The sequence below is a fragment of the Frateuria flava genome (assembly GCF_017837635.1).
GTDB lineage: Bacteria > Pseudomonadota > Gammaproteobacteria > Xanthomonadales > Rhodanobacteraceae > Frateuria_A > Frateuria_A flava.
On record NZ_JAGJRS010000009.1, the window covers coordinates 43,944 to 70,127 of the forward strand.

The following is a 26,184-nucleotide window of genomic DNA, read 5'->3' on the forward strand; positions in this document are numbered from 1 at the left end:
CTGTCCCCGGCGGGGAGAGGGCGCACAGGACGGAGGCACGCGTCTGATGTTTGGCTATTACTTCGACCTGGCGATGCGCAGCCTCAAGCGCAACAAGGTTCTCACTGGGCTGATGGTGCTGGCGATCGCTGTCGGTATCGGCGCCAGCATGACCACGCTGACGGTGATGTACCTGCTCTCGGGCGATCCGTTGCCCGGCAAGAGCGCCCGGATCTACTACCCGCAGCTGGATCCGGAAACCGGCGCCGACGTGCGCAAGAACCCCGCGGATCTCCTGGACTACATCTCCGCGCACGACCTCTGGCAGTCGGGCAAGGCCGACCGACAGACGATGGTCGTGTTCGGTTCGATCAAGTTGCAGCCGGGCCTCGCCGGGCAATCCCCGTTCATGGCCGACACGCTGGCCACGACCTCGGACTTCTTCCCGATGTTCGACGTGCCGTTCCGTTACGGCGGCGCGTGGAATGCCGCCGACGAGGCGCGCGGGGTGCGTCAGGTGGTGATCTCCGACGTGCTCAACCAGCGGCTGTTCGGCGGCGCCAACAGCGTGGGTCGTACGATCGTGCTCAACGGTACCGGCGTACAGGTGGTCGGCGTGCTCGACCATTGGCGGCCGCGGCCGCTGTTCTACATGCTGGTGGGTGCGCGCTATTCGGGCGGCGACACCGGCGGCTATTACGTGCGGCCGCAGGACGTGTTCCTGCCGATGCCGACCGCGCTGGACATCAACGCGGGCAACTTCGGCTGGTTCAGTTGCTGGGGCAAGCCCGACCGCATGGACCTGCGCAACGCGCCGTGCGAATCGGTGGGCCTGTGGGTGCAGTTGGACACCGCCGCCAAGGCCGCCGCCTATCGCCGCTATCTGGATGCCTACGATGCGCAGCAGCGCGCCCTCGGCCGTCTCAGCCATCCGGCCAACACGCGGATGATGTCGTTGCACGAGTGGATGGCCTACCAGAACGCGGTGCCCAGCGACGTCAAGCTGCAGACCTGGCTGGCGTTCGGTTTCCTTTTGGTGTGCCTGTTCAACACGGTCGGCCTGTTGCTGGCCAAGTTCCTGCGTCGCAGCGGCGAGATCGGTGTGCGCCGGGCGTTGGGTGCCACGCGTGGCGCGATCTTCGCCCAATGCCTGGCCGAGGCGGGTGTGATCGGCCTGCTCGGCGGCGTGGGTGGATTGCTGCTGACCTTGCTGGGGCTGTGGCTGGTACGCCAGCAGCCGGTGGCGTACGCCGACGTGGTGGCGCTGAACGTGCCGATGCTGCTGCTCACGATCCTGCTCGCGGTCGCCGCGTCGCTGCTGGCCGGCGCGTTCCCGGCCCTGCGCGCCAGCCGCGTGCCGCCGGCGCTGCAACTGAAGACGCTTTAGCCGCGCCGTCCGCGCGAGAGCACGGAACGCACAAACCTCAGAGATCCGGGATCCCACACATGCAAATCCGACCCATCCTCGCCGCCTTGCGCCGCCATCGCGTGGCTGCGTTCCTGATCGGCATGGAGATCGCCCTGGCCTGCGCGATCCTCTGCAACGCGCTGTTTCTGATCTCCGCCCGCATCGACACCATGCAGGTGAGCAGCGGCGTCGATGAAGACCGGCTGGTGGTGGTTTCGCTCGACGGCGTCGACGACAACGCCGCTGCCGACCTCGCCGCGCGGCTGCGTTCGGGACTGGCGGGGATCGCCGGCGTGCAGTCGGTGGCGGTCACCAATGCGGTGCCGTTCGGGCAGCAGGCGGGCGAAGCCGGCTTCCGCCTGCGCGCGGACGACCCGCACTACGACAACCAGGGGCACTTCTACGTGGGCGGCCCGGCGCTGCCCTCGACGCTGGGCCTGCAGCTTGCGGAAGGCCGCTGGTTCACGCCGGACGAGTTCGGTCCGATCAGCGAGTTCCTGCCCAGGTCGCCTTCGATCATGCTCGACAGCGAATACGCCAGGACGCTGTGGCCGGGCGAGAGCCCGCTGGGCAAGACCGTCTACGCGATCGACAAGGCCTTCCGCGTGGTGGGCACCTACCGCTCGCTGCTGCGGCCCAATCCCAACCCCGGCCACACGCACAACACCCTGTTGCTCGCCGGCATCCCCGGCAAGGGCCTGGCCAGCGTCTACGTACTGCGCACCGCGCCGGGCAAGGCCGACCAGGTGTTGCAGGCGGCGCGCGCACTGGTGGCGCGGGTCGCGCCTGCCGTGGTGGTGAACCAGGACTACACCGACACCATCAGCGGTTTGCGCCGGTCCTACTTCGCTGCCGACCGCGCCATGGCCGGCATGCTGGTCGGCGTGATCGCGGCGCTGCTCCTGGTCACCGCGCTGGGCATCGTGGGGCTGGCCAGTTTCTGGGTCCAGCAACGGCGCAAGCAGATCGGCGTGCGCCGCGCGCTGGGCGCCACCCGCGGCGACATCCTGCGCTACTTCCAGACCGAGAATTTCCTGATCGTCAGCTTCGGCATCGCGCTGGGCATGGTGCTGGCTTTCGGGCTCAACCTGGTGTTGATGAGCCGCTACGAACTGCCGCGTCTGCCGCTGTTCTACCTGCCAGCCGGCGCACTGCTGCTGTGGGTACTGGGCCAGCTGGCGGTGCTGGCGCCGGCCCTGCGCGCCGCGGCGGTGCCGCCGGTGGTGGCCACGCGCTCGGTTTGAGTTCGCCGCAACGTTCGATTCGCCAGGAGCACACGGAATGTTCGCCTACTACCTCGACCTCGCCCTGCGCAGCCTCCGGCGCAGCCCTGTGCTCACCGGCATGATGGTGCTGGCGATCGGGTTGGGCATCGGTGCCAGCATGACCATGCTGACGGTGTTGCACGTCATGACGCGCGATCCGTTGCCGGAGCTGAGTGCGCAGCTCTACTACCCGCACCTGGACCCGTTGCCGGCGAACTACCCCGCTCGCAGCGAGTGGGGCGATCCGAGCGACAACTTCACCTGGCCGGACGCGATGGCGCTGCTCGAGGCCCATCGCGCGGACCAGCAGGCCGCGATGGCTGGGGGCAGGGTGCTGGCGTGGCCGGTGCAGGCCGGCCGCATGCCGTTCCGGATCGGTGGCCGCTACGCCACCGCCGGCTTCTTCGACCTGTTCGGACTGCGCTTCGAGCAGGGCCGGGGATGGACCGCGGCGGACGATGAGGCGCGTGCGCGGCTGGTGGTGCTCAGCCACGCGCTGGCCATGCAGCTGTTCGGGCGGACAGACGTGGTGGGACGTACGGTGCGGCTGGGCGACGCGCGGTTCCAGGTGGGCGGGGTCACCGCCGACTGGGCGCCGCAGCCGCAGTTCTATGCCGACGCCTCCGGCCGAGGCAATTACGGCGAATCGGACCGCTTCTTCCTGCCGCTGGCCACGGCGCTGGACCTGGACCTGAGCGTGAGCGGCAACCAGGCGAGCTGGAAGGAGGGCGGCAAGACCAGCGGCAACTACACCTGGCTGCAGGTGTGGGTGCGGCTGAAGAATGCCGCGCAGGCGCGCGCCTATCGCCAGTTCCTGATCGACTATTCCGCCAGCCAGCAAAAGCTGGGGCGGTTCGAGCGCCCGCCGGCAAACGCCGCGCTGTATCCGATGATGGACTGGCTTGCGCACCAGAAGCTGGTGCCCAACGACCTACGCCTGCAGTTGTGGCTGGCGCTGGGCTTCCTGGTCGTGTGCCTGGTCAACATCGTGGCCTTGTTGCTGGCCAAGTTCCTGCGGCGCAGCGGCGAGGTCAGCGTGCGCCGCGCGCTGGGGGCGAGGCGGCGCGACATCTTCCTGCAGTTCGGCGTCGAGTCGGCACTGGTGGGCAGCCTCGGCGGACTGCTGGGCGTGGCGATCGCGCAGGCTGGGCTGTGGAGCGTCCGCCAGCGTCCGGACAGCTACGCACACGTCGCCCGCATGGATCTTTCCATGCTGGCGCTGACCGTGCTGCTGGCAATCGCCGGCAGCCTGCTGGCCGGGATGCTGCCGGCCTGGCGCGCCAGCCGCGTCGCGCCTGCCCTGCAACTGAAGGCCCAGTGAGGAACACGCCATGGCTTTGCGCCCGATCCTTTCCAGCCTTCGCCACCACAAGCTCACCGCCGGCCTGTTGGTCCTGCAGGTCGCCCTGACGCTGGCGATCGTCGCCAATGCGGCCTTCATGGTGGCCCAGCGCCTGCAGCGCATCCACACGCCCAGCGGGCTGGCCGAGCAGCAGCTCTCGCTGATCCGGGTGGAAGGCACCGCCAAGGACGAAAATCACGAGGCACGCCACGCGGCCGACCTCGATACGCTGCGCCGGATTCCCGGAGTGCAGGCGGCCGTCGCGGTGGGCTGGGCGCTGCCCTTCAGCAGCAGCGTGAACAGCTACGGCGTCTGCCCCAACGAGGAGGCGCTCAAGCGCGCGATGGCCGCGAGCAGCCTGGACCACAGCGGTTGCCTGTCGATCGACACCTACAGCGGTAGCCAGGGTTTTCTCCAGGCGCTGGGTCTGCGGGTGATCGCGGGCCGCGATTTCACCCCCGACGAGTACGTCACCGGCGACGTGCCCGCGATCATGCTCACGCGCGCGGCCGCAAGAAAATTCTTCGGCGACAAGGACCCGCTTGGCCAGGTGGTCTTCGCCGGCAAGCACAGCAGTCGCGTGGTCGGCATCGTCAGCGATGTCGTGCGGCCCATGTTGCGCGGCGACGGCAGCGATGGCGAGGTCATGCTCTGGCCGCAACTGCCCGACGACAACGAAACCACCTATCTGCTGCGCAGCGCGCCCGCCGATCGCGACCGGGTGCTTGCCGCTGCCGCCACGGCGCTGCAGGCGCTCGACCCGGACCGCCTGATTCCCGAGGCGGGCCGGCGGACTTACACGCAGATGCGCGAGGACTACTTCCAGCGCGACACCACCATGATCGGTCTGCTGTTGTCCGCGGGGCTCGGGCTATTGTTCGTGACCGCGCTCGGCGTGGCGGGCCTGGCCAACTTCTGGGTGCAGCAGCGCACCCGCACCATCGGTATCCGCCGCGCGATCGGCGCCACCCGGACCGACATCCTGCGCTACTTCCAGGCGGAGAATTTCCTGATCGTGGGCGGTGGCGTGGTGCTGGGCATGGTCCTGGCGCTGATCCTGAACCTGTTGCTGATGAGCCGCTACGAACTGCCGCGCCTGCCAGTGTGGTACCTGCCGACCGGCGCGCTGGCGTTGTGGGCGCTGGGCCAGCTCTCGGTACTGGCACCGGCGCTACGCGCCTCGCGGGTGCCGCCGGTGGTGGCGACGCGGTCGGTGTGAGGGGCGGTGGCTTCCCCTTTGGCGGACCTGTGGCAACCTTTTGGCATGGAGATGCATCCATGCCCACATGTGCAGGAAAAAAATGCGTACCGTCCTGATCATTGACGACAACCCCGCCGTCGGCGAGGCGCTGTCGCTGCTGCTGTCGCTGCACGACATCCGTCCGCTGATCGCGCTGACGCCCGAGGACGGCCTGGCGATGCTCGATCGCGAGCTGGTCGATGTGGTGATCCAGGACATGAACTTCACCGCCGACACCACCTCGGGCGAAGAGGGCGTGGCGCTGTTCCGTGCGATCCGCCAGCGCCACACCGACCTGCCGGTGATCCTGCTGACCGCCTGGACGCACCTGGAAACGGCGGTGGAGCTGGTCAAGGCGGGCGCGGCCGACTACGTGGCCAAGCCGTGGGACGACACCAAGCTGCTGGCCACGGTGGAAAACCTGCTGGAACTTTCCGAATCCACCCGCGAGGTCAACCGTACCCGCCGCGAGCGGCGCCGGCGCCGCGACGTGCTGCGCCAGACCTATGCGCTGGACTCGCTCGTGTTTGCCTCCGACGCGATGGCGCAGACGCTGGAACTGGCCTGCCAGGTGGCCCGCTCGCATGTGCCGGTGCTGATCACCGGCCCCAACGGCGCGGGCAAGGAGCGCATCGCCTGCATCGTGCATGCGAACTCGCCGGTGCGGAATGGGCCGTTCGTGGCGGTCAACTGCGGCGCGTTGCCGGGCGAACTGATCGAGGCGGAACTGTTCGGCGCGGACGCCGGCGCCTACACCGGCGCGAACAAGGCGCGCGAGGGCCGCTTCGAACTGGCTGACGGCGGCACGCTGTTCCTGGACGAGATCGGCAACCTGCCGCTGCCCGGGCAGGTCAAGCTGCTGCGCGTGCTGGAGACCGGGCAGTTCGAGCGGCTGGGGTCGGGCCGCACGCGACAGGTCAAGGTCCGCGTGTTGTCGGCCACCAACGCCGACCTGAAGGCGATGGTGCGTGCCGGCACGTTTCGCGAGGACCTTTATTACCGCCTGAACGTGATCGAGGTGAACCTGCCGCCGCTGGCCGAGCGCACCGACGACATCGTGCCGCTGGCCGAGCATTTCCTCGACGGCCGTGCCGAGCTTGGCGACGCCGCGCGCGAGGCGCTGGTCAGCTATCCGTGGCCGGGCAACGTGCGCGAGCTGAAGAACGCGATCGAACGCGCCGCGCTGCTGGCAACCGACGGGGTGGTGACGCCGCCATTGCTCAACCTGCCGCAGCACACGCCGGCGGTCGCGCGCAATCTGGACGAGCCCAGTCGGGAAGCGGTCGAGACCGCGCTGCACCGCGCCGACGGCGTGGTCAGCCGGGCCGCGCAATCGCTGGGGCTGTCGCGCCAGGCGCTGTACCGGCGCATGGAGCGTTACGGGCTGGCCACGAATGCCTAGGGTGTGCTTCCGCCCACCGCTTCGATCGACTTCCGGGCGGTGGGCCTGAAGCCCGGCCGACGGCGCCTGGGCGTGCATTTTGGCGGTTGCCGGTATCACAGGGGCGAGGGATGATCGACGCAAAGTCCCCAAGGAGAGAACCATGCGTATCCAGGTCATTGTGCTCGCCTCGCTGCTGGCCGCCGCTGCAGCCCACGCCCAGTCGGCGCCCTCCGCCACCGGCGCCAGCGACCGCTGGACTGCGCCGGCGCCGGCCTCCACGGTGAGCTACCGCGATGCCAATGCATTGCCCGGAACGGACGCGAAGGCCTCCCCGTTCAAGTTCAAGGAACGCGGCAATCACGATCCGCGGCTGCCGGGCAACGCGGCGCAGACGCATTCGGGCAAGGCTGGGGTAGGCACCATGGGCAACATGGACGCCAACGGCCGTCCGTCGGTCAGTTGCCCGCAAACCCCCATGGACCCTGCATGCCACTGATCCGCCCGGTCCGGAGCCGCGCATGCAACTCAGATCGCTGCAGGCCCGGCTGACCGGACTGCTGATGCTGGCGAGCCTCAGTGGCGCGCTGGTCTACGCCGGCCTGACCCAATGGCCATTGCCGCAGGTGCTGGCGTGGCTGCGCCACGATCCACGGCTGGGCGTTCACCTGCCCACCTGGCCCGGCATCTCCGGCGGCCTGCTCGGCACCTTGCTGGTGCTGCTGCCGCTGGCGTTCTGGCTGGGCGGGCAGGTGATGGCGCCGATCCGCCGCCTGTTGCGCGCACTCGAGGGTGCGGTGGCGAGTTACCGGGACGGCGACTTCAGCTTCTCCATCGCCGCCGACCGGCGCGACGAACTGGGTGCGCTGATCCGCATGCACAACGCGCTGGGCCAGACCCTGCGCGAGCAACGCCAGCACCTGGTGCAGCGCGAGCTGCTGCTCGACACCGTGGTGCAGCACACACCCGTGTCGCTGGTGCTGGCCAACACCCAGGGGCGCATCGCCTACGCCAACATCGCCGCGCGGCACCTGTTCAACGAAGGACGCAGCCTCAACGGGCTGGACTTCGGCGAGCTGCTGCTCAATGTACCCGAGGCGCTGCGGCGCGCGGTGGAGAGCGGCGAGGATGCCTTGCTCAGCGTGCCGATGGACGGCACCGACGAAACCTTTCATCTGTCCCAGCGCCTGTTCCGGTTGCAGGGGCGGCCGCACAAGCTCTATTCGCTGCGCCGCATGACGCGTGAGCTGTCGCGGCAGGAAGTGGCGACGTGGAAGCGGGTGATCCGCGTGATCAGCCACGAGCTCAACAACTCGCTGGCGCCGATTTCCTCGCTGGCGCATTCGGGTGCGGAACTGGCCCGGCGCGGCGACCTGGCGCGGCTGCCCGGCGTGTTCGCCACCATCGGCGAGCGCGCGCGCCACCTGCATGGCTTCATCGCCGGCTACGCCAGCTTCGCCAAGCTGCCCACCCCGCAACCGCAGGCGATCGACTGGCAGGCCTTCCTGGACAGCCTGGCGCTGCATTGCCGTTTCCGGTTGGCCGGATCGGTGCCGACCGAGCCGGGCTGGTTCGACAAGGCGCAGGTCGAACAGGTATTGATCAACCTGATCAAGAACGCGCACGAGGCCGGAGGTCCGGACGACGGCGTCACGCTTTCGCTGGCGCTGATCGGCCACGACTGGCGCATCGAAGTGGCCGACCGCGGCCCCGGCATGAGCGAGACGGTCCTGGCACAGGCGCTGTTGCCGTTCTACTCGACCAAGCGTTCCGGCACTGGCCTGGGACTGGCGCTGGCGCGCGAGATCACCGAGGCGCACGGCGGGCGCATCACGCTGGCCAACCGCGAGGAAGGCGGCCTGCGGGTGAGCCTGCTGCTGCCGGCAAGAAATCCGTAGGAGCGCGCCTGTGGCCGCCGGCCCGCGGGCACGCGCCTGCAGGCATCCCGCGCCTATACTGGTCGCTCAACCACAGGAGGGGGCCATGGGCAGCTGGATAATCGGCGTGGTGTTGGTGTTGCTGGTGGTCATCGTGATCGCCAAGCTGGTGCGGATCGTGCCGCAGGGGTACGAATGGACCGTGGAGACCTTCGGTCGCTACACGCGCACGCTCAGCCCGGGCCTGCATTTTCTGGTGCCGTTCTACCAGGCCGTCGGCGCCAGGATGAACATGATGGAGCAGGTGCTGGACGTACCCTCGCAGGACGTCATCACCAAGGACAACGCGGTGGTGCGCGTGGACGGCGTGGTGTTCTACCAGGTGCTGGACGCGGCCAAGGCGGCCTACGAGGTGGCCAACCTGGAGCAGGCGTCGTTGGCGCTGGTGATGACCAACATCCGCACGGTGCTGGGCTCGATGGATCTGGACGAGTCCCTGAGCAAGCGCGACACCATCAACGCGCAGCTGCTGCGCGTGGTCGACGAGGCCACCCACCCGTGGGGCGTCAAAGTCAACCGCATCGAGATCAAGGACATCGCGCCGCCGCGCGACCTGGTCGATGCCATGGCCAAGCAGATGAAGGCCGAGCGCGAGAAACGCTCCAACATCCTGGAAGCCGAGGGCTTCAAGCAGGCGGCGATCCTCAAGGCCGACGGCGAGAAGCAGAGCGCGATCCTGGCGGCCGAGGGCAAGAAGGAAGCGGCCTTCCGCGAGGCCGAGGCGCGCATTCGCCTGGCCGAGGCCGAAGCCGAGGCGACCCGGATGGTGTCCGAGGCGATCGCCAGCGGCAACATCAACGCGCTCAACTACTTCGTCGCCAACAAGTACGTCGAGGCGCTGAAGGAAATCGCGCATTCGCCCAACCAGAAGATGCTGCTGCTGCCGATGGAGGCCACCGGCATCATCGGTTCGCTGGCGGGCATCGCCGAGCTGGCGAAGGAGTCGTTGTCGCAGCAGGGGGCGAAGGCGGTACCACCGCCGCGCTGAGGCGGAGCTTCCCCCATCCGCCTGTCGGCACCTTCCCTAGTGAACCGGGGGAAGGACCCGGATGCGGGGTCGGAGGTGTGCTCCTCCCTTGCGCAACATGACCGATCCTTCCCCCATTTCACGGGGGAAGGTACCCAAAGGGCGGATGGGGCAACCTTGCCGCACGCCACGCGCTTGCCGCCGCTTGTGGCAAGCGACACCATCGCCATACGCAACCCGGAGTCCGCATGTTCTCCACCCTCGCGATTCATCACCTCTGGTGGCTGCTGGCCCTGCTGCTGATTGCGCTGGAGGTCGGCCTGCCGGGCTACTTCCTGCTGTGGATCGGCATCGGCGCGGGTGCCACCGGTGTGCTGGCCTGGCTGTTCCCGGGGATGTCGCTGCTGGGGCAGGCGATCGCCTTCGCCGTGCTCGCCTTCCTCGCCTGCGCGGTCTACGCGCGTGCGATCAAGCCCAGGCTCCGGCGTGGCGACGCCGCCAGCGAGCGGCTCAACCGCCGTGGCGCGCAGATGGTCGGCCAGCGCTACGTGCTGATCGAGCCGATCGTCAACGGCCGCGGCAAGGCCCGCGTGGGTGATGGCGAATGGCTGGTCAACGGGCCGGACCTGCCGCTCGGTGCCACCGTCGAGGTGCTCAGCGTCGACGGCAACACCCTGCAGGTACGACCGGCCGCATGAGCGGGCTGATCCCCGGTGCGGCGCAGGCACCGCTGGAAACCCGTATCGCCTTTCTGGTGGAGCTGGCACGCCGGCTCCACCAATACGGCACGTCGGCACCGCGCCTGGAGATGGCCATTTCCGCGTCGGCGCAGCGGCTGGCGCTCATCGCCGATGTCTGGTCCAGCCCCACCGCGATCATCATCTCCTTCGCCGATGCCGGCGCCGAGGAAGGGTTGGCGCAGGTCACGCAGGTGATGCGGTTGCCTCCCGGCGACATGCACCTGGCGCGCCTGTGCGAGGCCGATGCGATCGCCGACCGTGCCATCGCGGGGGAGCTGGGTCTGCGCGAGGGTTTTCGCCTGCTGCGCGAACTGGGCCGGCCGGAAACGCGGCGGGCGCAGGCCGGTGTGATCGGCAGCTACGGCCTGTCGGCGGCGAGCGTGGCGGCGCTGTTCCTGCACAGCTCCTGGGCTGACCTGGTGGTAGCCGGTGCGATCGGTCTGCTGATCGGCCTGATCACCGTGCTTTCGGCCACGCGACCGCGGCTGGCGGCCGCCAGCGATGCGATCTGCGCGCTGGTGGCCACCGCCGGCGCGATCCTGGTCAGCGCGTTCGTGGTGCCGCTGGCGATCAAGTCGGTGGTGCTGGCTGCGCTGATCGTGCTGGTGCCGGGCATGTCGCTGACTACGGCGGTGCGCGAGATCTCCAGCCAGCATCTGACCTCAGGCATGGCGCGCATGGGCGGTTCGATCGCGACCCTGCTCAAGCTGACCTTCGGTACCGTGGCGGCCAGCCAGTTGTGCGCGGCCTTCGGCGTCACCGCGGGCACGTTCGTGTTGCAACCGTTGCCGCGCTGGATGGACTGGCCGTCGCTTTTGGTCGGCGCGTTGGGGTTCGCGATCCTGTTTCGGGCGGCCCGGCGCGACTGGATCGTGGTGATGGTTGCGGTGGCGGTCGGTTACCTGGCCACGCGCTGGGGCGGCATGTTGTCCCAGGCCGTGCCTGGAGCGCCGTTTGGTGTCTTTCTCGGCGGCTTGTTGCTGGGGGCGATGGCGAATTTGTATGCGCGCTATTTGCATCGGCCGGGGGCGGTGGTGCGCGAGCCGGGGATCATTCTGCTGGTGCCGGGCAGCGTGGGGTTCCAGAGCGTGTCCTATCTGTTCGAGCGCGACACGACGCTGGGGATGGACAGCTTCATCCTGTTGATCACGCTGTTGATTTCGCTGGTGGCGGGGTTGTTGTTCGGGGACCTGCTGGTTTCGCCGCGGCGGTCGCTCTAGCGGTCTTTGGCATGGCGCTTCGGAGGTGGGGGCCTTCGGAGCGAAGCGCTTTGGGGCGCAGAGCTTTAGAGCGCAGAGCTTTGGAGCTTTCGGACGCCTTTGGCGCCCGAGTCACTTTCTCTTGCTTGCCCAAGAGAAAGTAACCAAAGAGAAGGGCACCCCGATGGCGCGCCCTTCGGGTGCGCGTGCGGGCGGCGGGGTTTTTCGACGGGGCTTCCTGCCCCGACGAAAAACTGGCCGGCGTCCTGCCGGCCACCCTTCGGGCTGATCCGCCACCCGCCCGCCGCGCCATAGGGGACTTGGGAAGAGCAGCGCGCTTCCTGCGCGCACCTTTCAATGGAGCCAGAGCGCAGAGCAGAGCCAGAGCGCAGAGCAGGAGCCAGAGCGCAGAGCAGGAGCCAGAGCGCAGAGCAGGAGCCAAAGCGCAGAGCAGGAGCCAAAGCGCAGAGCAGGAGCCAAAGCGCAGAGCACGGAGCAGAGCCAGAGCGCAGAGCAGCCAGAGCGCAGACCCAGAGCCTGAGCCAGAGCGCGGAGTGAGGCGAGCTCGAGTTCGGGGCTGGATTCTGGGCGAAAGCTTCCGGCGTGAGGCAGGACTGCTTTCGACGCGAAGGGCTTGGAGGAAAGGGCTTGCGGAGAACGGGCTCCCTCTCCCCTCCAGGGAGAGGGTTGGGGTGAGGGGCGGGGCTCGCCTCGGCGTATCAGCCAGGGGGCGGGTGTTTCAGTCTTCGACGTCCTCGCCCTCGTCGCCCGCTGCTTCCTGCTGCAGTTCCTTGAGCAACTGGAAGATCTCCCGGTAGGCACGCGGCGGCTTGTTCGCCGCGCGTTCGCTGCGCGCCTGGCGAATGAGCGAGCGCAGGTGCTGGCGGTCGACCGAGGGGTGTTCGGCGATCAGTGGGGCGGCAGCCTCGTCGTCGTCGACCAGGCGATCGCGCAGCGCCTCCAGGCGATGCATGGCCGCGGTTTCCTGGCGCTGGCGTTCGCGGTTCTCGCCCAGTTCCGCGCGCACGCTGTCGAACACCGCGTCTTCATGGCGGCGCATCTTCTTGGCCAGGAACGCGAGCTGCCGCTTGCGCGCGATGTGCGAACTGATCCGGCGCACGTTGGCGATTTCGTCGCGCACGTCCTCGGGCAGGTCGAGCTTGGCCAGGCGGCTGGGCGGAAGCTCGACGAGCTGGTTGGCGAGCGCCAGCACGGCGAGCGCCTCGCGACGCTGCTGGGTACGGCTGGGACCGTAGTCCTGCTCGTCGAGTTCGGTCTGGTTGCGGCTGCGGCTGGGACTCACGGGCTTTCCATCGGATCGGGTGGGCTGGGCGTTTCCAGCGCGAAGCGGGGCACGGGCTCGCCGTCGACCGTGACGGTTTCGACGAACATCGCCATCGGGCGTACCCAGAGGCCGTGTTCGCCGTACAGCGCGCGGTACACGACCAGTTCCTCCAGCGTTTCGCTGTGGCGGGCGATGCCGAGCACCCGGTAGCGCTGGCCCTTGTAGTGTCGGTAGATGCCGGCGACCGGTGGCATGCGCGCTCCTTTTGATCGGTCAGGGGCGACCCCATGTCCGGAAGTCGTGCGGTGATTCGCCGCCCATTCTACCTGCCTGAAGGAACGCCCCGTGAGTGCAGCCGTCCTGTCCGCCGACACCAGCCATCAGGAACTCGACCGCCTGGCCGAGCTCGCCGAGGATGTCATCCGCCGCGCACGCACCGCCGGCGCCAGCGCGGCCGAAGTGGCGGCAAGCATCGACAGCGGCCTGAACGTGAACGTGCGCCTGGGCGAGGTGGAGACGGTCGAGCATACGCGCGACCGCGGCTTCGGGCTGACCGTGTACTTCGGCCAGCGCAAGGGCACCGCCAGCACCGCCGACCTCCATCCCGCCTCGATCCAGGCCACCATCGACCAGGCCTGCGCGATCGCGCGCTTCACCGAGGCCGACCCCGCCGCGGGGCTGGCCGACCCGGCGCGCATGGCGACCCGCTTTCCCGATCTCGATCTTTGGCACCCGTGGCAGGTCGATACGGCCGAGGCGATCGCGCTGGGCCAGCAGATCGAGGCGGCCGGGCGCGCGCACGCGGGCATCACCAATTCCGACGGCGCCGCCGTGCAGGCGGGCCAGACCCTTTCGGTGTATGCCAACTCGCACGGCTTCGTCGGGCGCGAGCGCGCCACGCGCCATGCGCTTTCGCTGTCGCTGATCGCCGGCGAGGGCGACGGCATGCAGCGCGATTACTGGTACGACTCGGTGCGCGACGCCGACGACTTCATGAGCGCGCAGGCGCTCGGCGACAAGGCGGCGCAGCGCACGCTGGCGCGGCTGAACTCGCGCAGCCTGGGCACGCGCCAGTGCCCGGTGCTGTTCGTGCCCGAGCTCGCGCGCGGGCTGATCGGGCACCTGGTCAGCGCGGTGAGCGGCGGTGCGCTCTACCGGCGTGCCAGCTTCCTGCTCGACCACGCTGGCAAGCGCGTGATGCCCGAGTGGATGAACATCGTCGAGCGCCCGTTCCTGCCGCGCGGCATGGGCTCGGGTGCATTCGACGCCGAGGGCGTGGCCACCACCGACAGCGCGCTGGTGGAGAACGGCGTGCTGGCGCGCTACATCCTGGGCAGCTATTCGGCGCGCAAGCTCGGGCTTGAATCGACCGGCAACGCGGGCGGCATCCACAATCTGCTGGTCGAGCCCGGCCAGGACGACTTCGACGCGCTGCTCGATCGCATGGGTACCGGGCTGGTGGTGACCGAGGTGATGGGGCAAGGCGTGAGTACGCTCACCGGCGACTATTCCCGTGGCGCCGCCGGCTTCTGGGTCGAGAACGGGCAGATCGCCTTCCCGGTCGAAGAGATCACCATCGCCGCCAACCTGCGCGACATGTTCGCCGGCATCGTGGCGATAGGTAACGACGTGGACCGCCGGGCGCAGATCCTGACCGGCTCGATCCTGCTCGACCGGATGACCGTCGGCGGCCAGTAGCCTTTGGCCTATGGCTTCGCCGCGCGGCTTTGCTAGCATCGCGGCACCGGCGACAGGCCGGCGTCATCGAAGGAAAGAGGAGCCTGGCATGAGCGTTCCACCCGATTCCGTCGTCCCGCCCCCGCCGCCTCCGGGCGAGCCGGTCCCGCCGCCGGAGCCGTTCGATTCGGCCGGCATGCCAAGTCACGAAGAGCGCCAGTGGGCGCTGTTCGCGCACCTTTCCGCGTTGGTCGGCGGATTGCTCACCGGCGCGTTTGCCGGCCTCGGCTGCTTTATCGGGCCGCTGGTCATCTGGCTGATCAAGAAGGACACGATGCCCTTTGTCGACGATCAGGCCAAGGAGGCGTTGAACTTCAACATCACGCTGGCCATCGTCGGCGTGGCGCTGTTGCTGCTGACCTTGATCACTTTCGGCTTCGGCGCCTTGCTGACGGTGCCGATCGGCATCCTGATCGGTATCGCGTGGCTGGTGTTCACGATCATTGCCGCGATCAAGGCGAACGAGGGCGAGCGGTACCGTTACCCGTTCACGCTGCGGTTGATTAAGTAAGGACGCGGTCGAAGCATGACGAAGGCGGGCTCGGTCCCGCCTTTGTTTTTGTCGAGTGAGTGATGGGCTGAAGCCCATCCACGGAAGCCCCGCGTAAGGTGGGCTTGAGCCCACCATGTGCCGTTCAGTGGGCGCGATGGGCGGCGTAGTGCGCCAGCTCTTCGAGCAGCACGCCGCGCTCGCCGAACGGCGCGATCGCCTGCAACGCGGTGGCGGTCAATTCCGCAAGCCGCGCACGCGAGGCCGCCAGGCCGATGATCGAGGGGAAGGTCGGTTTGTCGGCGGCGGCATCCTTGCCGGCAGTCTTGCCGATCACGGCCGATTCGCCCTCCACGTCGAGGATGTCGTCGCGCACCTGGAAGGCCAGTCCCACCGCGGCGGCGTAACGGTCCAGCGTATCGAGCGCTGCGAGGTCTGCACCGGCGCTGAGTGCGCCCAAGCGCACGGCAGTGCGGATCAGCGCGCCCGTCTTGCAGGCGTGCATGTGTTCGAGCTCCGCCAGGGTGAGCTTGCGGCCCACGGCCGTCAGGTCCAGCGCCTGGCCGCCGGCCATGCCTTCGGCGCCGCAGGCGCGACCGAGCACGCGCAGCATCTGAAGTGTGCGAGAGGCATCGGTGCCGGTGTGCGGATCGTGGGCGAGAATCTCGAACGCGAGCGCCTGCAGAGCGTCGCCGGCGAGGATCGCCATCGCTTCGCCGTAGACGATGTGGCAGGTCGGCCGCCCCCGGCGCAATGCGTCGTCGTCCATGGCCGGCAGGTCGTCGTGCACCAGCGAGTAGGCGTGGATCAGTTCGACCGCGCAGGCGGGCGCGTCCAGTTCACTGCCGTCCATCCCCAACGCATGGCCGGCGGCGTAGACCAGCAGAGGCCGCAGCCGCTTGCCGCCGCCCAGCACGGCGTAGCGCATGGCACGGTGCAGCTCCAGCGGCGGCTGCTGTTCGGACGGCAGCACGCGCGCCAATGCGGCGTCGGCGCGCGCGGTCAGCGCGAGCAGCCGGGGGCCGAGTTGGGGCGGCGCGTCAGGATTCGGATTCGAAGGGTTCGGCGTCGTCGGGCGCATCGGGATCGAGCAGCAGGCGCACGCGCAGCTCGGCCTTGTCCAGGGCCTGCTGGCAGTGACGGTAGAGGCCGATGCCGCGCTCGAAGGAGGCCAGCGATTCGTCCAGGCTCAGCTCGCCGCCCTCCATGCGCGCCACCAGTTGTTCGAGCTCGTCCAGCGAGTGCTCGAAGTCGGCGACGGACGGGGTTTCCGCGGGGGCGGGGGCGGGTTTGGCCATGGGCGGCAACGCTAGCGCAGCAGGGGGTTGGAATCAATGTTTTCGCGGCCTGGCGAGGCCGTTCGACGTCGGCGCTTTGCGCCTGCATGCGGGGAAGGGCTGGCCGGTGAGGGTTCGGGCGGAGCGAAGTGTGGGCGCTCGCGGCTCGCCCTTTCCGGGAAGGAAGGGGGCAGGTTCTGGCTCAGCCAGCCGGTATCCAGTGCGGCTGTGCGCGCACGGCATCGAACAAGGCGGCGCCGTGTGCCGTTTGCCACAGGTCGGCGACCCCCACCAGTTCGTCTTCCACGTAAAGCAGCGGGCAGGCTTCGCGGCGCCAGGGCGGCAGCGCCACCTGCTGGAACAGGTCGCGCAGTTCGCGCGTATGCCGGTCGCCGGCGGGCTTGATGCGTTCGCCGCCCCGGCGCAGGCGCACGGTGAGCGGCGCGTCCAGGCGGGTGGCCGGCGTGAGTGCTAACTGGCCACCGTCGGGCAAGGTCAGCGCCGCGCCGTGCCAGGTCGCCTCCCAGTCCCGATCGACCGGTGTCCGCGGCGCCAGCGCCCACAGCCGGCCTTTCCAGATGTGCAGCTCGGCCCCCGGCCAGCGCACGCAGGGCTGCTGGCCCGCTCGGGCATGGCATTGGCGCTCGATCTGCCGCCGCTGGGCGGCCGTAGGTGCAGGCAGGCCTTTGGCGTGCAGCCAGTGGTCGAGCAGGGGCTCGCGCAGGGCGGGTTCGAGGGTGAGCCAGGCCTGCGCATCGAGGCTGTCGCTGGCGGGGTCGTGCACGGCGCCAAAGGCGTTGAGCCAATCCGCGCGCAAGGCTTCGTCGGCGGCGCGGCAGAGTGCTGCACTGTGCAGGATCGAATCGACCGCGTGGGGCCAATGCCGGCGAAGCCGCGGCAGAATCTCGTGGCGCAGGTGGTTGCGCGCAAGGGTGGTGTCGCGATTGGACGGATCGTCGACGCAGGGCAGTTCGTGGTCTTCAACGTAGGCGCGCAGCACTTCGCGCGGCAGCTCCAGCAGCGGGCGCCAGAGCCTGCCGTGGCCGAGCGGGCGCATCGCGCGCATGCCGCCGAGCCCTTGCGGGCCGGCCCCGCGTAGCAGTTTGAGCAGTACCGTTTCCGCCTGGTCGTCGCGATGGTGGCCGAGCAGCAACCATTCGCCGGGATGCAACGCGGTGGCGAACGCCGCGTAGCGCGCGTGCCGCGCGGCGGCTTCCAGGCCTTCGCCGCCGTCACGCGCGACCTCGACCCGGCGCACCTCGCAGTCGATATCAAGCGAAGCACAAAAAGCGGCGGCCTCGGCGGCCCAGGCGCCGCTTTCAGGATGCAGCCGATGGTCCACGTGCAGCGCGCGCAAGCCGCGCGCGCGCGCCGGCGGCAGTGCGGCCAGCGCATGCAGCAGGGCCGTCGAATCGGGTCCGCCGCTGAAAGCCACGCACAGCGGGCCGTCCGGGTGGCCGTCGAGGGCCTGGCGCAGCGTCTGGGGCAGCGTGCGTGGGCTACTCACGGGCAGCCGGTTTCTTCTTGTTGTTGCGCACGTAGATGTGCTTGCCGTTGCCGTGCTGGCGGTCCTCGGTCTCGAACAGTCCGATCGCGGCGATGAGGCCACTCAACTTGCCATAGCCCCAATTGCGCGAGTCGAACTCCGGCGCGCGCTTGCTGACCATGCTGCCGACCGCGCCCAGGCCGGCCCAGCCGGTGTCGTCGGCGGCATCCTCGATCGCGTTGCGCAGGAGGTTGACCAGTCGGGTGTCCTTGCGCAGCTCCTGGGTCTTCATGCGGGGCGCGAGCTCCGCCGGTTTTTCGTTGTCGCTGTCCGGTTTGCCGAGCACGTCGGTATAGATGAATCGGTCGCAGGCGGCGACGAACGGCGCGGGCGTCTTGCGCTCACCGAAGCCGTACACGGTCAGGCCCGATTCGCGGATGCGCGCGGCCAGGCGGGTGAAGTCGCTGTCGCTGGAAACGATGCAAAAGCCGTCGAAGCGACCGGTGTAAAGCAGGTCCATCGCGTCGATGATCATCGCCGAGTCGGTGGCGTTCTTGCCCTTGGTATAGCCGAATTGCTGGATCGGCTGGATCGACAGGTCCAGCAGCTGGTCCTTCCAGCCGCGCAGGTGGTTGTCGGTCCAGTCGCCGTAGGCGCGCTTGACGTGGGCGGTGCCGTAGCGGGCCACTTCGGCGAGCAGACCCTCGGCCAGGCCGGGTTGGGCGTTGTCGGCGTCGATCAGTACGGCGAGTTTGGCGTGGTCGGCCATGGCGGCTCCCGATAGTGGCCTTCGATCCTACTGCTGCGGCATGGTCATCGCGCCGGCGTCGCGCAACGCTTGCTTCAGCCGTGCGATGCCAAGCCAGCCGGAAAACCGCGCAATCTCACGCCCGTGCCGGAATACGTAATAGGTCGGCATGCCCCAGTCCGGCAGCATGGACCACTCGGCCTGGTTCCAGGCAACGTGCATGGGTAGGTCGCTGAATTCCCGGTTCCAGCCGGCGATGTCTTCGATCCTCTGGGAGGGTGCAGCCAGCCAGATCGAATGCTGTGCGAACAGGGGCCGCAAGCTTGCGTCGGCCTCGATGGCACGCGCCGCGTCCTCGCTGAAATGGCAGCCGGCGATGACGACGATCCTCAGGGGGCCGTCAAGGTGCATGGCCTGGCGGTGCATGCTGCCGGATCGAATGTCGACGCTGAGCGCCGTTGGCACGCCCGCGAAAGTGGCGTGGTCGGATTTGAACGCAGGCAGCGCCGGCACGCCCATGCCCGGGTGTTGCCGGCGCAGGGCAGCGGCCTGGTCGAACTGGCGGGCGCCGATCTGCGCCCGGTACAGGTCGATGAAATCCTCGGCCTCGGTCATGCGCCGGCGTTGCATCTCGGCCAGGTCGTCGCGCAACTGCTCGACATGCCCGGCATCGGGCGCCACATACAGGGTTTGTCGCACCGCCCGCACGAGCAGACGCAGGTCGGGGGCGCTGAGCTCGCGCAACCGGTCGGCGCGCTGGAAGCGGGCGAACAGGCGATCGTAATCGCGCTTTTCGGCGGCAAACCGCTGTGCGTCGGGGAGCGAGACATGGCTGATCGCGCTCAACCGGTCGAAACGGCGTTCGATGTCGCTTTCCGGGCAACGATCCGGGATGCAGCCGCGATGCCGGGCGTCCTCTTCGCGCTCCCGGACGCGGCGGGCCTTCTGGGTGGCCGTCAGGCCAATATCGAGACGTTCGGCCAGCTCCTGCCGCCCGAACAAGGCGAACAGATTCGCAACCTCTGGGCGGCTGAGCCAGGCCTCCGGCTCGCCCAGGTCGATGTCGGCGCCCTGCGCGCCAAACGTCAAACGCGCCAGGAAGCGGCGGCGCGCCGCCGGTGGCAGCGGAGCGAGCGGCGTGGACGCGATCGGCGTGTCGCGCAGATAGCGCTCCAGTTCGGCCCGTGAACGGATCGGCGGATTGGCCGCGTGCGAAGGCGCGGCAGCGGCGGCAGAGAGCGCCAGAGTGGCGCGGATGACGAGGGAGAATCGCAAGGACGTGCTTCCTGCAGGGCCTGCCCCGAAGATACCGCCACAGTCATGGTATGGCGCGCCTATCGCAGAAAGTTGAGTTCGATATTCAGGCCGCAGGGGTCGGTGAGGAAGAGCTGAACCTGGTTCAGCTCGTCCACCTCGTCGACCTCGTAGGCCAGTCCGGCCGCGTCCAGGCGGGCGCGGGTGGCGGCGAGGTCGGCGCAGGCGAAGGCGAGGTGGTTCAGGTGGCCGGTGGGCGCAGGCGAGGCGTCACCCGGAGGGGTGATGGTCAGGTGCAGCACGTCGGTGTCGCCGGCGTAGAGCCAGTGGCCGCGCGAGCCGGAGCGGAACGCCGGCCGGGGGCCTTCGCGCGGGCCGACTACGTCGATGTAAAAGTGACGCAGGCGTTCGATCATCGCCTCGGGTGCACGGAGGTTCGCATGGGCGAGTCTGCGCACGCCGGTCATCACGGTTTATTCGGCGTAGGCGCCGTAGCCGCGCAGGCGACGGTAGCGCTGTTCGAGCAGGTCCGGCGCGGCGACGGCTTCCAATTCGTCCAGCTGGTTCATCAGCACGGCCTTGAGGCGAATAGCCATCGAGCGCGGGTTGCGATGGGCGCCGCCCAGCGGCTCACGGATGACCTTGTCGACCAGGCCGAGCTCGTGCAGGCGCGGGGCGGTCATGCCCAGCGCTTCGGCGGCGTCGCGCGCCTTGTCCTGGCTCTTCCACAGGATCGAGGCGCAGCCTTCGGGCGAAATCACCGAGTAGGTCGAATACTGCAGCATGTTCACGCGATCGCCCACGCCGATCGCCAGCGCGCCGCCGGAGCCGCCCTCGCCGATCACGGTGCAGACGATCGGCGTCTTCAGGTCGGCCATTTCCAGCAGGTTGCGGGCGATCGCCTCGCTCTGGCCGCGCTCCTCGGCACCCACGCCGGGGTAGGCGCCGGGGGTGTCGATGAAGGTCAGCAAGGGCAGCCCGAAGCGCTCGGCCATCTTCATCAGGCGCAGCGCCTTGCGGTAGCCCTCCGGGCGCGGCATGCCGAAGTTGCGGCGCACCTTGGTCTTGGTGTCGCGACCCTTCTGGTGGCCGATGATCATGACCGGCTTGCCATTGATGCGGCCCAGGCCGCCCACGATGGCGGCGTCGTCGGCGTAGGCGCGGTCGCCGGCCAGTTCCTGGAATTCTTCGCAAATCACGCCGATGTAGTCCAGCGTGTAGGGCCGCGCCGGATGGCGCGAAAGCTGGGTGACCTGCCAGGAATTGAGGTTGCGGAAGATCTCGGCGGTCTTGACCTTGAGCTTTTCGCGCAGGCGGCCAACTTCCTCGTCGATGTTGAAGGCCTGGCCGTGGCTGGCATGGCGCAGTTCTTCGATCTTCGCTTCCAGTTCGGCGAGCGGTTGTTCGAAATCGAGGAAGTTGGGGTTCATTCGCGGGCGATTCGGGACGCTGAGCGGGCCAGTATAGCCGGGGTGGGTGGAAAGGCGGGAACGCGGGCGTATGGCAACCACCGTTCGCCCTGAGCGCGTAGCGGAGCGAAGTCGAAGGGCCCGTTTCGCGGAGGGAACCCTTCGACTTCGGCACTTTGGGCCTACGCTCAGGGCGAACGGGCATTTGGGGTTCCCTCTCCCTCCGGGAGAGGGTGCCCGCAGGGGGGGAGAGGGTTCGGGCGGGAGCGGGCTCTTCGCGCTGACCGGACCGTCTCCCCAACCCCTCTCCCGAGGGGGAAAAGGGCTCTGGATTACGCGTCGGACTTGACGATCCTGAGTTTGGCCGCCTCCACCCACGACAGCCCGCGCAGCGCGCGCAGCAGGTCCGGGATGGCTTCCACGCGCCATTGTTCGCCCAGTTCCAGGTCGGCCTGGGCGCTGCGGTTGTGGTAGCCGTGCAGGATCACCGTGGCACGGCCGCCGCGGTAGCCGGCGAGGGTCTGCTTGAGTTCCTGCTCGAAACCCGGGCCGATGCCGTTGAGCTTGACCTTCAGCGCGCGGGCGTGGCGGCGGCAGGCGTCGGCCAGCGTCATGGCACCGCGGGCGCGCAACTGGAAACCGCCGCCGGAGAAGTCATCGATGCGCAGGCCGCCGTCGACGATCAGCATCTCGTCGCGGGTGAGCAGCGGCGCGACCTGCTGGTAGAGCTCGCCGAAGAAGCTCACCTCGATGACGCCGGTACCGTCTTCCAGCCGTACGAAGGCATCGCTGTCGCCGCGCTTGCGCACGGCGGTGACCATGCCGGCCACGGTCCAGGGCGTGTCCGGCCCGCGGCGGAAGCGGTTCTCCTCGCCGTCGTTCTTGCGCGGGCGGGGCGGCTGGTAGCGCTCGGCAATCTCGCCCAGCGGGCAGGTGGACAGCTGCGCCAGCTCCTCGCGCCAGGGGTCGGTGGGGTGGCCGGAGAGGTAGTGGCCGAGCGTTTCGCGTTCGCCCTGCAGCTTCTGCTCCAGCGGCCACTCGGGTGCGGTCGGCAGATCGATCTGCACCGCCGGCGTGCTGCTGCCCATCAGCGCGCCGAACATGTCGTTCTGGCCCGACTGCTTGTCGCGCAGGTGCTGCTCGGCCGCCTTGATTGCGTCGGGCAGCTGCAGCATCAGGCTGGCGCGCGTCGGTGCCAGCGCATCGAGGCTGCCGGAGAGGATCAGCGCTTCGAGCACACGGCGGTTGAGCTTGGCCGAATCGACGCGGCGGCAGAAGTCGCCCAGATCCTTGTACGGGCCACCACGGCGGCGCTCCTCGACGATCGATTCGCAGGCGCCCTGGCCGACACCCTTGATCGCGCCCAGCCCGTAGCGGATGACCTTGGGTTCCACCGCGACGAACATGAAGTCCGAGGCGTTCACGTCCGGCGGCAGGATGGTCAGGCCGATCGCGCGCGACTCGTCCAGGAACGTCACCGCCTTGTCGGTGTTGTCCATGTCCGAGGAGATCGTCGCGGCCATGAACTCGGCCGGGTAGTGCGCCTTCAGCCACGCGGTCTGGTAGGACACCAGTGCGTAGGCGGCCGCGTGCGACTTGTTGAAGCCGTAGCCGGCGAACTTCTCCATCAGGTCGAAGATCGCGTCGGCCTTGTCGCCGGGGAGCCCGTCCTTCGCGGCACCCTCGCGGAAGGTCGCGCGGTGCTTGACCATCTCCTCGACTTTCTTCTTGCCCATCGCGCGGCGCAGCAGGTCGGCGCCGCCGAGCGTGTAGCCGCCGACGATCTGCGCCATCTGCATCACCTGCTCCTGGTAGACCATGATGCCGTAGGTCTCTTTCAGGATCGGCTCGACGCGCGGGTCGGGGTACTCCACGTCCTCGCGGCCGTGCTTGCGCGCCACGAAGCTCGGGATCAGGTCCATCGGGCCGGGGCGGTACAGCGCCACCAGCGCGACGATGTCGCCGAAACGGTCGGGCCTGGCGTCTTTCAGCATGCGCTGCATGCCGGAGGATTCGAGCTGGAACACCGCCACTGTCTGCGCGCGCTTGAGCAGCTCGTAGGTCGGCGCGTCGTCCAGCGGAAGCGCGCTGATGTCCAGCGGCTCTTCGCCCGCCGCGGCGCGGCGCGCGTTGATGGCCTTCACCGCCCAGTCGATGATCGTGAGCGTGCGCAGACCCAGGAAATCGAACTTCACCAGGCCGACCGCCTCGACGTCGTCCTTGTCGTACTGGGTGACCATGCCGGCGCCGCCCGGTTCGCAGTACATCGGCGCGAACTCGGTCAGCGGCTTCGGCCCGATCACCACGCCGCCGGCGTGCTTGCCGACGTTGCGGGTGAGGTTCTCCAGCTTGAGCGCCAGGTCGATCAGCGTGCGCGCTTCCTCGTCCTGCTCGTACAGCGCGCAGAACTCCCTGACCACGCGGTCGGGTTCCTTCTTCGATTTCTCGGTGCGTCCGAGCGCGTCCGAAAGCGTCAGGTCGAGCGGGCGCGGCGGGATCAGCTTGGCGATCTTGTCGACCGCGTTGTAGCCCATGCCGAGCACGCGGCCGGAGTCGCGCAGCACCGCCTTGGCCGCCATCGAGCCGTAGGTGATGATCTGGCTGACGTGCTCGCGGCCATACTTGCGCGCGACGTAGTCGATGACCTCGTCGCGGCGGTCCATGCAGAAGTCGATGTCGAAGTCGGGCATCGACACGCGTTCGGGGTTGAGGAAGCGCTCGAACAGCAGGTCGAACTGCAGCGGGTCCAGGTCGGTGATCTTGAGCACCCAGGCGACCAGCGAGCCGGCGCCCGAACCGCGGCCCGGACCGACCGGAATCCCGTTTTGCTTACCCCAGTTGATGAAGTCGGCCACGATCAGGAAGTAGCCGGGGAAGCCCATCTCGATGATGACGTCGAGCTCGCGCTCCAGCCGCGTTTCGTAATCGGCGAGCGTGTGGCCGGGCGCCAGCGGGTTGGCGGCCAGGCGCTCGGCCAGGCCCGCGCGCGCGGTGTCACGGATGTAGCTGTCGAGGTCGTAGCCCTCGGGCACCGGGAAGTCGGGCAGGTAGTAGGTGCCGAACTTCAGTTCCAGGTTGCAGCGCCTGGCCAGCTCGACCGTATTGTCGAGCGCCTCGGGCAGGTCAGCGAAGAGCTCCGCCATCTGTCTGGGCGACTTCAGGTACTGCTGGTCGGAGTAATCGCGTGGGCGCTTCGGATCGGCCAGTACGCGTCCCTGGTTGATGCATACGCGGGCCTCATGCGCCTCGAAGTCGTCCTGCTTGAGGAAGCGCACGTCGTTGCTGGCGATGAGCGGCAGCTCGAGCGCATCGCCCAGGGCCAGCGCGGCGGTGTTCCAGGCTTCCTCGCCCTCGCGGCCGCAGCGGGTCAGCTCGAGGTAAAGGCGCTCCGGAAAAAGACGTGCCAGAGGTTGCAACCGGGTGATGGCGGGGTCTACGCCCTGGCTCACCGCGATGCGCCCGACCTCGCTCTCGCGCCCGAGCAGCGCGATCAGCCCGGCGGTCGTTTCAGGGGTCAGCCAAGTCGCCTCCACCAGCGCCTTGCCGCCGTGCTGGCCGTCGCGCCAGGCGCGCGACACCAGCCGCGACAGGTTGAGGTAGCCCTCGCGGTTCTGGCAGACCAGGGTCAGCCGCCACGGCCGCGGATCATCCGGCGAACCGATCCACAGATCGCAACCGCCGATCGGCTTGATGCCCGCCCCGCTGCACGCCTTGTAGAACTTCACCAGCGCGAACATGTTGCTGTCGTCGGTGAGCGCCACCGCCGGCATGCCTTCGCGCACGCAGGCATCGACCAGCGCCTTGATGCGGATGGTCGAGTCGACCAGCGAGTACTCGCTGTGCAGGTGGAAGTGGACGAAGCGGGCGGACATCAAGGACTCGGGAGCATCCCCGGGTTAGTCCGTGAAGGCTACGCGCGGCGCCTGCTTCTCACAAGCTTGACAGCGAGACGGAACCCGGCGGTCGCACTCAGTGGACGAAGAACCGCTCGTCGTCCTCGTTCCACTCGACGTAGTGGTCGAAGCCGCTGGTCTCCAGCGGATGCCTGTCGTAATCGACGTGAGGGAGGACGGGTTCGGGCCGCGGATTGACGCCGGGTTCGATGGTCGGGCTGGCCGAGGGTGCGGCGAACGGCTTGAGTGCAGAGCGCACATGGAAGAAGCGCGACAACATGGCACGACTCCTGCGGAGGGGTTTCCGCGGTGGAGGACGACGGCGTCCGTGCGAACGCGGGAAGAGGCCGCTCGGGCCTTCTCTCCATGAGCATAGGATGCTCCTGCCGCGCACAAAGTTGCATAGACCGATGGCCTATTTTTGCAGCCGTGCCCGGTAGGGAAACGAGCGCCGCGCCAGGGTCAGAAGAGGCTGCCCTGGTCGAACAGCAGTTTCACCGGGGCGAAGCTGCGGCGGTGGAGCGGGCAGGGACCAAGCCGCCTGAGCGCGGCCAGGTGTTCGGGCGTGGAGTAACCCTTGTGGCCGGCGAAACCGTAGCCGGGGTGTTGCACGTCCATCGCGCACATCAAACGGTCGCGGGTGACCTTGGCGATGATCGACGCGGCGCTGATCGCCGGCTTCAATGCGTCGCCCCCGACGATGGCCTTGCCGGGGCAGGGCAGCGCCTTGGGCAACTGGTTGCCGTCGATCCATGCCTCGTGCGCGGCGACCTTCAGGCCGGCCACGGCGCGGCACATGCCGGCCATCGTGGCCTGGAAAATGTTGATCCGGTCGATCTCCTCGACGTCCACCAGCACCACGTGCCAGGCCAGCGCACGCTGGACGATCTGCGCGTAAAGCGCTTCACGGCGGGCCTCGGTGAGCTTCTTGGAGTCGTCCAGGCCCTGGATTTTGTGGCGTGGGTTGAGGATGACGGCCGCTACTGCGAGCGGGCCGGCGAGCGGGCCGCGGCCGGCTTCGTCAACGCCGGCGATGAGGCGCTTTGCTTTGGGGGAAGGCTTGCGTTGTGGTGCGGGGAGGCCGTCCTCCTCTCCCCTCCGGGGAGAGGATTGAGGTGAGGGGCCACGGCTTGCGGGGGAATCCGTT

At 68.5% G+C, this 26,184-nt stretch carries 24 protein-coding genes; 12 read left to right on the forward strand and 12 right to left on the reverse strand.

Annotation, left to right across the window (positions count from 1 at the left end):
• Positions 1 to 46 precede the first annotated feature (46 nt).
• The 10 genes from J7I44_RS04005 (at position 47) to J7I44_RS04050 (ending at position 11,479) form a co-directional block, all read left to right on the forward strand.
• On the forward strand, positions 47 to 1,366 hold the full coding sequence (locus J7I44_RS04005; RefSeq protein WP_209616144.1) for an ABC transporter permease: 1,320 nt from the start codon (positions 47 to 49) through the stop codon (positions 1,364 to 1,366).
• Between the two features lie 59 nt (positions 1,367 to 1,425).
• The gene (locus tag J7I44_RS04010) at positions 1,426 to 2,631 is read left to right on the forward strand and encodes an ABC transporter permease (RefSeq protein WP_209616146.1); all 1,206 of its coding nucleotides are present in this window, start codon (positions 1,426 to 1,428) and stop codon (positions 2,629 to 2,631) included.
• Between the two features lie 37 nt (positions 2,632 to 2,668).
• Complete coding sequence (locus J7I44_RS04015) at positions 2,669 to 3,973, forward strand: ABC transporter permease (protein ID WP_209616148.1); 1,305 nt, start codon at positions 2,669 to 2,671, stop codon at positions 3,971 to 3,973.
• Positions 3,974 to 3,983: 10 nt separating this feature from the next.
• Entirely contained in the window at positions 3,984 to 5,213 is a 1,230-nt protein-coding gene (locus tag J7I44_RS04020) for an ABC transporter permease (protein WP_209616150.1), read from the forward strand.
• 82 nt (positions 5,214 to 5,295) lie between these two features.
• Positions 5,296 to 6,636 (forward strand): sigma-54-dependent transcriptional regulator, encoded by a 1,341-nt coding sequence (locus J7I44_RS04025; RefSeq protein WP_209616153.1) that lies wholly within the window; start codon positions 5,296 to 5,298, stop codon positions 6,634 to 6,636.
• A 142-nt stretch (positions 6,637 to 6,778) separates the two neighbouring features.
• Positions 6,779 to 7,114: a hypothetical protein gene (locus J7I44_RS04030; protein ID WP_209616171.1), complete on the forward strand. Its 336-nt coding sequence runs from the start codon at positions 6,779 to 6,781 to the stop codon at positions 7,112 to 7,114.
• A gap of 22 nt (positions 7,115 to 7,136) precedes the next feature.
• Positions 7,137 to 8,513, forward strand: a complete 1,377-nt coding sequence (locus J7I44_RS04035; RefSeq protein ID WP_209616174.1) for a sensor histidine kinase — start codon at positions 7,137 to 7,139, stop codon at positions 8,511 to 8,513.
• An 85-nt stretch (positions 8,514 to 8,598) separates the two neighbouring features.
• Positions 8,599 to 9,540 (forward strand): SPFH domain-containing protein, encoded by a 942-nt coding sequence (locus J7I44_RS04040; RefSeq protein WP_209616177.1) that lies wholly within the window; start codon positions 8,599 to 8,601, stop codon positions 9,538 to 9,540.
• A gap of 227 nt (positions 9,541 to 9,767) precedes the next feature.
• On the forward strand, positions 9,768 to 10,217 hold the full coding sequence (locus J7I44_RS04045; protein ID WP_209616180.1) for an NfeD family protein: 450 nt from the start codon (positions 9,768 to 9,770) through the stop codon (positions 10,215 to 10,217).
• Positions 10,214 to 11,479, forward strand: coding sequence for a threonine/serine exporter family protein (locus J7I44_RS04050; RefSeq protein WP_209616199.1), 1,266 nt, complete (start codon positions 10,214 to 10,216; stop codon positions 11,477 to 11,479). Before J7I44_RS04045 ends, J7I44_RS04050 begins: the two co-directional genes overlap by 4 nt.
• 718 nt (positions 11,480 to 12,197) lie before the next feature.
• On the opposite strand, the gene yjgA is transcribed toward J7I44_RS04050, so the two are convergent.
• Entirely contained in the window at positions 12,198 to 12,761 is a 564-nt protein-coding gene (gene yjgA, locus J7I44_RS04055; protein ID WP_209616202.1) for a ribosome biogenesis factor YjgA, read from the reverse strand.
• Positions 12,758 to 12,997 carry a DUF1653 domain-containing protein gene (locus J7I44_RS04060; RefSeq protein ID WP_209616204.1) on the reverse strand — a complete coding sequence of 80 codons (240 nt, stop codon included), beginning with the start codon at positions 12,995 to 12,997 and terminating at the stop codon, positions 12,758 to 12,760. Before J7I44_RS04060 ends, yjgA begins: the two co-directional genes overlap by 4 nt.
• 91 nt (positions 12,998 to 13,088) lie before the next feature.
• On the opposite strand from J7I44_RS04060, the gene pmbA reads away from it, so the two are divergent.
• Positions 13,089 to 14,441 (forward strand): metalloprotease PmbA, encoded by a 1,353-nt coding sequence (gene pmbA, locus J7I44_RS04065; protein ID WP_209616207.1) that lies wholly within the window; start codon positions 13,089 to 13,091, stop codon positions 14,439 to 14,441.
• A 205-nt stretch (positions 14,442 to 14,646) separates the two neighbouring features.
• Positions 14,647 to 14,991 carry a DUF4870 domain-containing protein gene (locus J7I44_RS04070; RefSeq protein ID WP_425599739.1) on the forward strand — a complete coding sequence of 115 codons (345 nt, stop codon included), beginning with the start codon at positions 14,647 to 14,649 and terminating at the stop codon, positions 14,989 to 14,991.
• A gap of 124 nt (positions 14,992 to 15,115) precedes the next feature.
• On the opposite strand, the gene J7I44_RS04075 is transcribed toward J7I44_RS04070, so the two are convergent.
• The 10 genes from J7I44_RS04075 to rnhB form a co-directional block, all read right to left on the reverse strand.
• Entirely contained in the window at positions 15,116 to 16,051 is a 936-nt protein-coding gene (locus tag J7I44_RS04075; protein ID WP_209616210.1) for a polyprenyl synthetase family protein, read from the reverse strand.
• Positions 16,011 to 16,268 (reverse strand): exodeoxyribonuclease VII small subunit, encoded by a 258-nt coding sequence (locus J7I44_RS04080; RefSeq protein WP_209616213.1) that lies wholly within the window; start codon positions 16,266 to 16,268, stop codon positions 16,011 to 16,013. The genes J7I44_RS04075 and J7I44_RS04080 overlap by 41 nt, the downstream gene beginning before the upstream one ends.
• Positions 16,269 to 16,449: 181 nt before the next feature.
• A complete protein-coding gene (tilS, locus tag J7I44_RS04085) occupies positions 16,450 to 17,754 on the reverse strand; it encodes a tRNA lysidine(34) synthetase TilS (protein ID WP_209616216.1) in 1,305 nt (434 codons plus the stop codon).
• Positions 17,747 to 18,502 carry an NYN domain-containing protein gene (locus tag J7I44_RS04090; protein ID WP_209616220.1) on the reverse strand — a complete coding sequence of 252 codons (756 nt, stop codon included), beginning with the start codon at positions 18,500 to 18,502 and terminating at the stop codon, positions 17,747 to 17,749. Before J7I44_RS04090 ends, tilS begins: the two co-directional genes overlap by 8 nt.
• 27 nt (positions 18,503 to 18,529) lie before the next feature.
• Positions 18,530 to 19,756 (reverse strand): YbbN family protein, encoded by a 1,227-nt coding sequence (locus J7I44_RS04095; RefSeq protein WP_209616222.1) that lies wholly within the window; start codon positions 19,754 to 19,756, stop codon positions 18,530 to 18,532.
• A gap of 59 nt (positions 19,757 to 19,815) precedes the next feature.
• Positions 19,816 to 20,193: a VOC family protein gene (locus J7I44_RS04100; protein WP_209616224.1), complete on the reverse strand. Its 378-nt coding sequence runs from the start codon at positions 20,191 to 20,193 to the stop codon at positions 19,816 to 19,818.
• Positions 20,194 to 20,208: 15 nt separating this feature from the next.
• The gene (locus J7I44_RS04105) at positions 20,209 to 21,165 is read right to left on the reverse strand and encodes an acetyl-CoA carboxylase carboxyltransferase subunit alpha (protein ID WP_209616226.1); all 957 of its coding nucleotides are present in this window, start codon (positions 21,163 to 21,165) and stop codon (positions 20,209 to 20,211) included.
• A 311-nt stretch (positions 21,166 to 21,476) separates the two neighbouring features.
• Positions 21,477 to 25,019 carry a DNA polymerase III subunit alpha gene (gene dnaE, locus J7I44_RS04110; protein ID WP_245187914.1) on the reverse strand — a complete coding sequence of 1,181 codons (3,543 nt, stop codon included), beginning with the start codon at positions 25,017 to 25,019 and terminating at the stop codon, positions 21,477 to 21,479.
• Between the two features lie 94 nt (positions 25,020 to 25,113).
• Positions 25,114 to 25,317: a hypothetical protein gene (locus tag J7I44_RS04115; protein WP_209616231.1), complete on the reverse strand. Its 204-nt coding sequence runs from the start codon at positions 25,315 to 25,317 to the stop codon at positions 25,114 to 25,116.
• Between the two features lie 182 nt (positions 25,318 to 25,499).
• Positions 25,500 to 26,072: a ribonuclease HII gene (rnhB, locus tag J7I44_RS04120; protein ID WP_342451868.1), complete on the reverse strand. Its 573-nt coding sequence runs from the start codon at positions 26,070 to 26,072 to the stop codon at positions 25,500 to 25,502.
• Positions 26,073 to 26,184 lie beyond the last annotated feature (112 nt).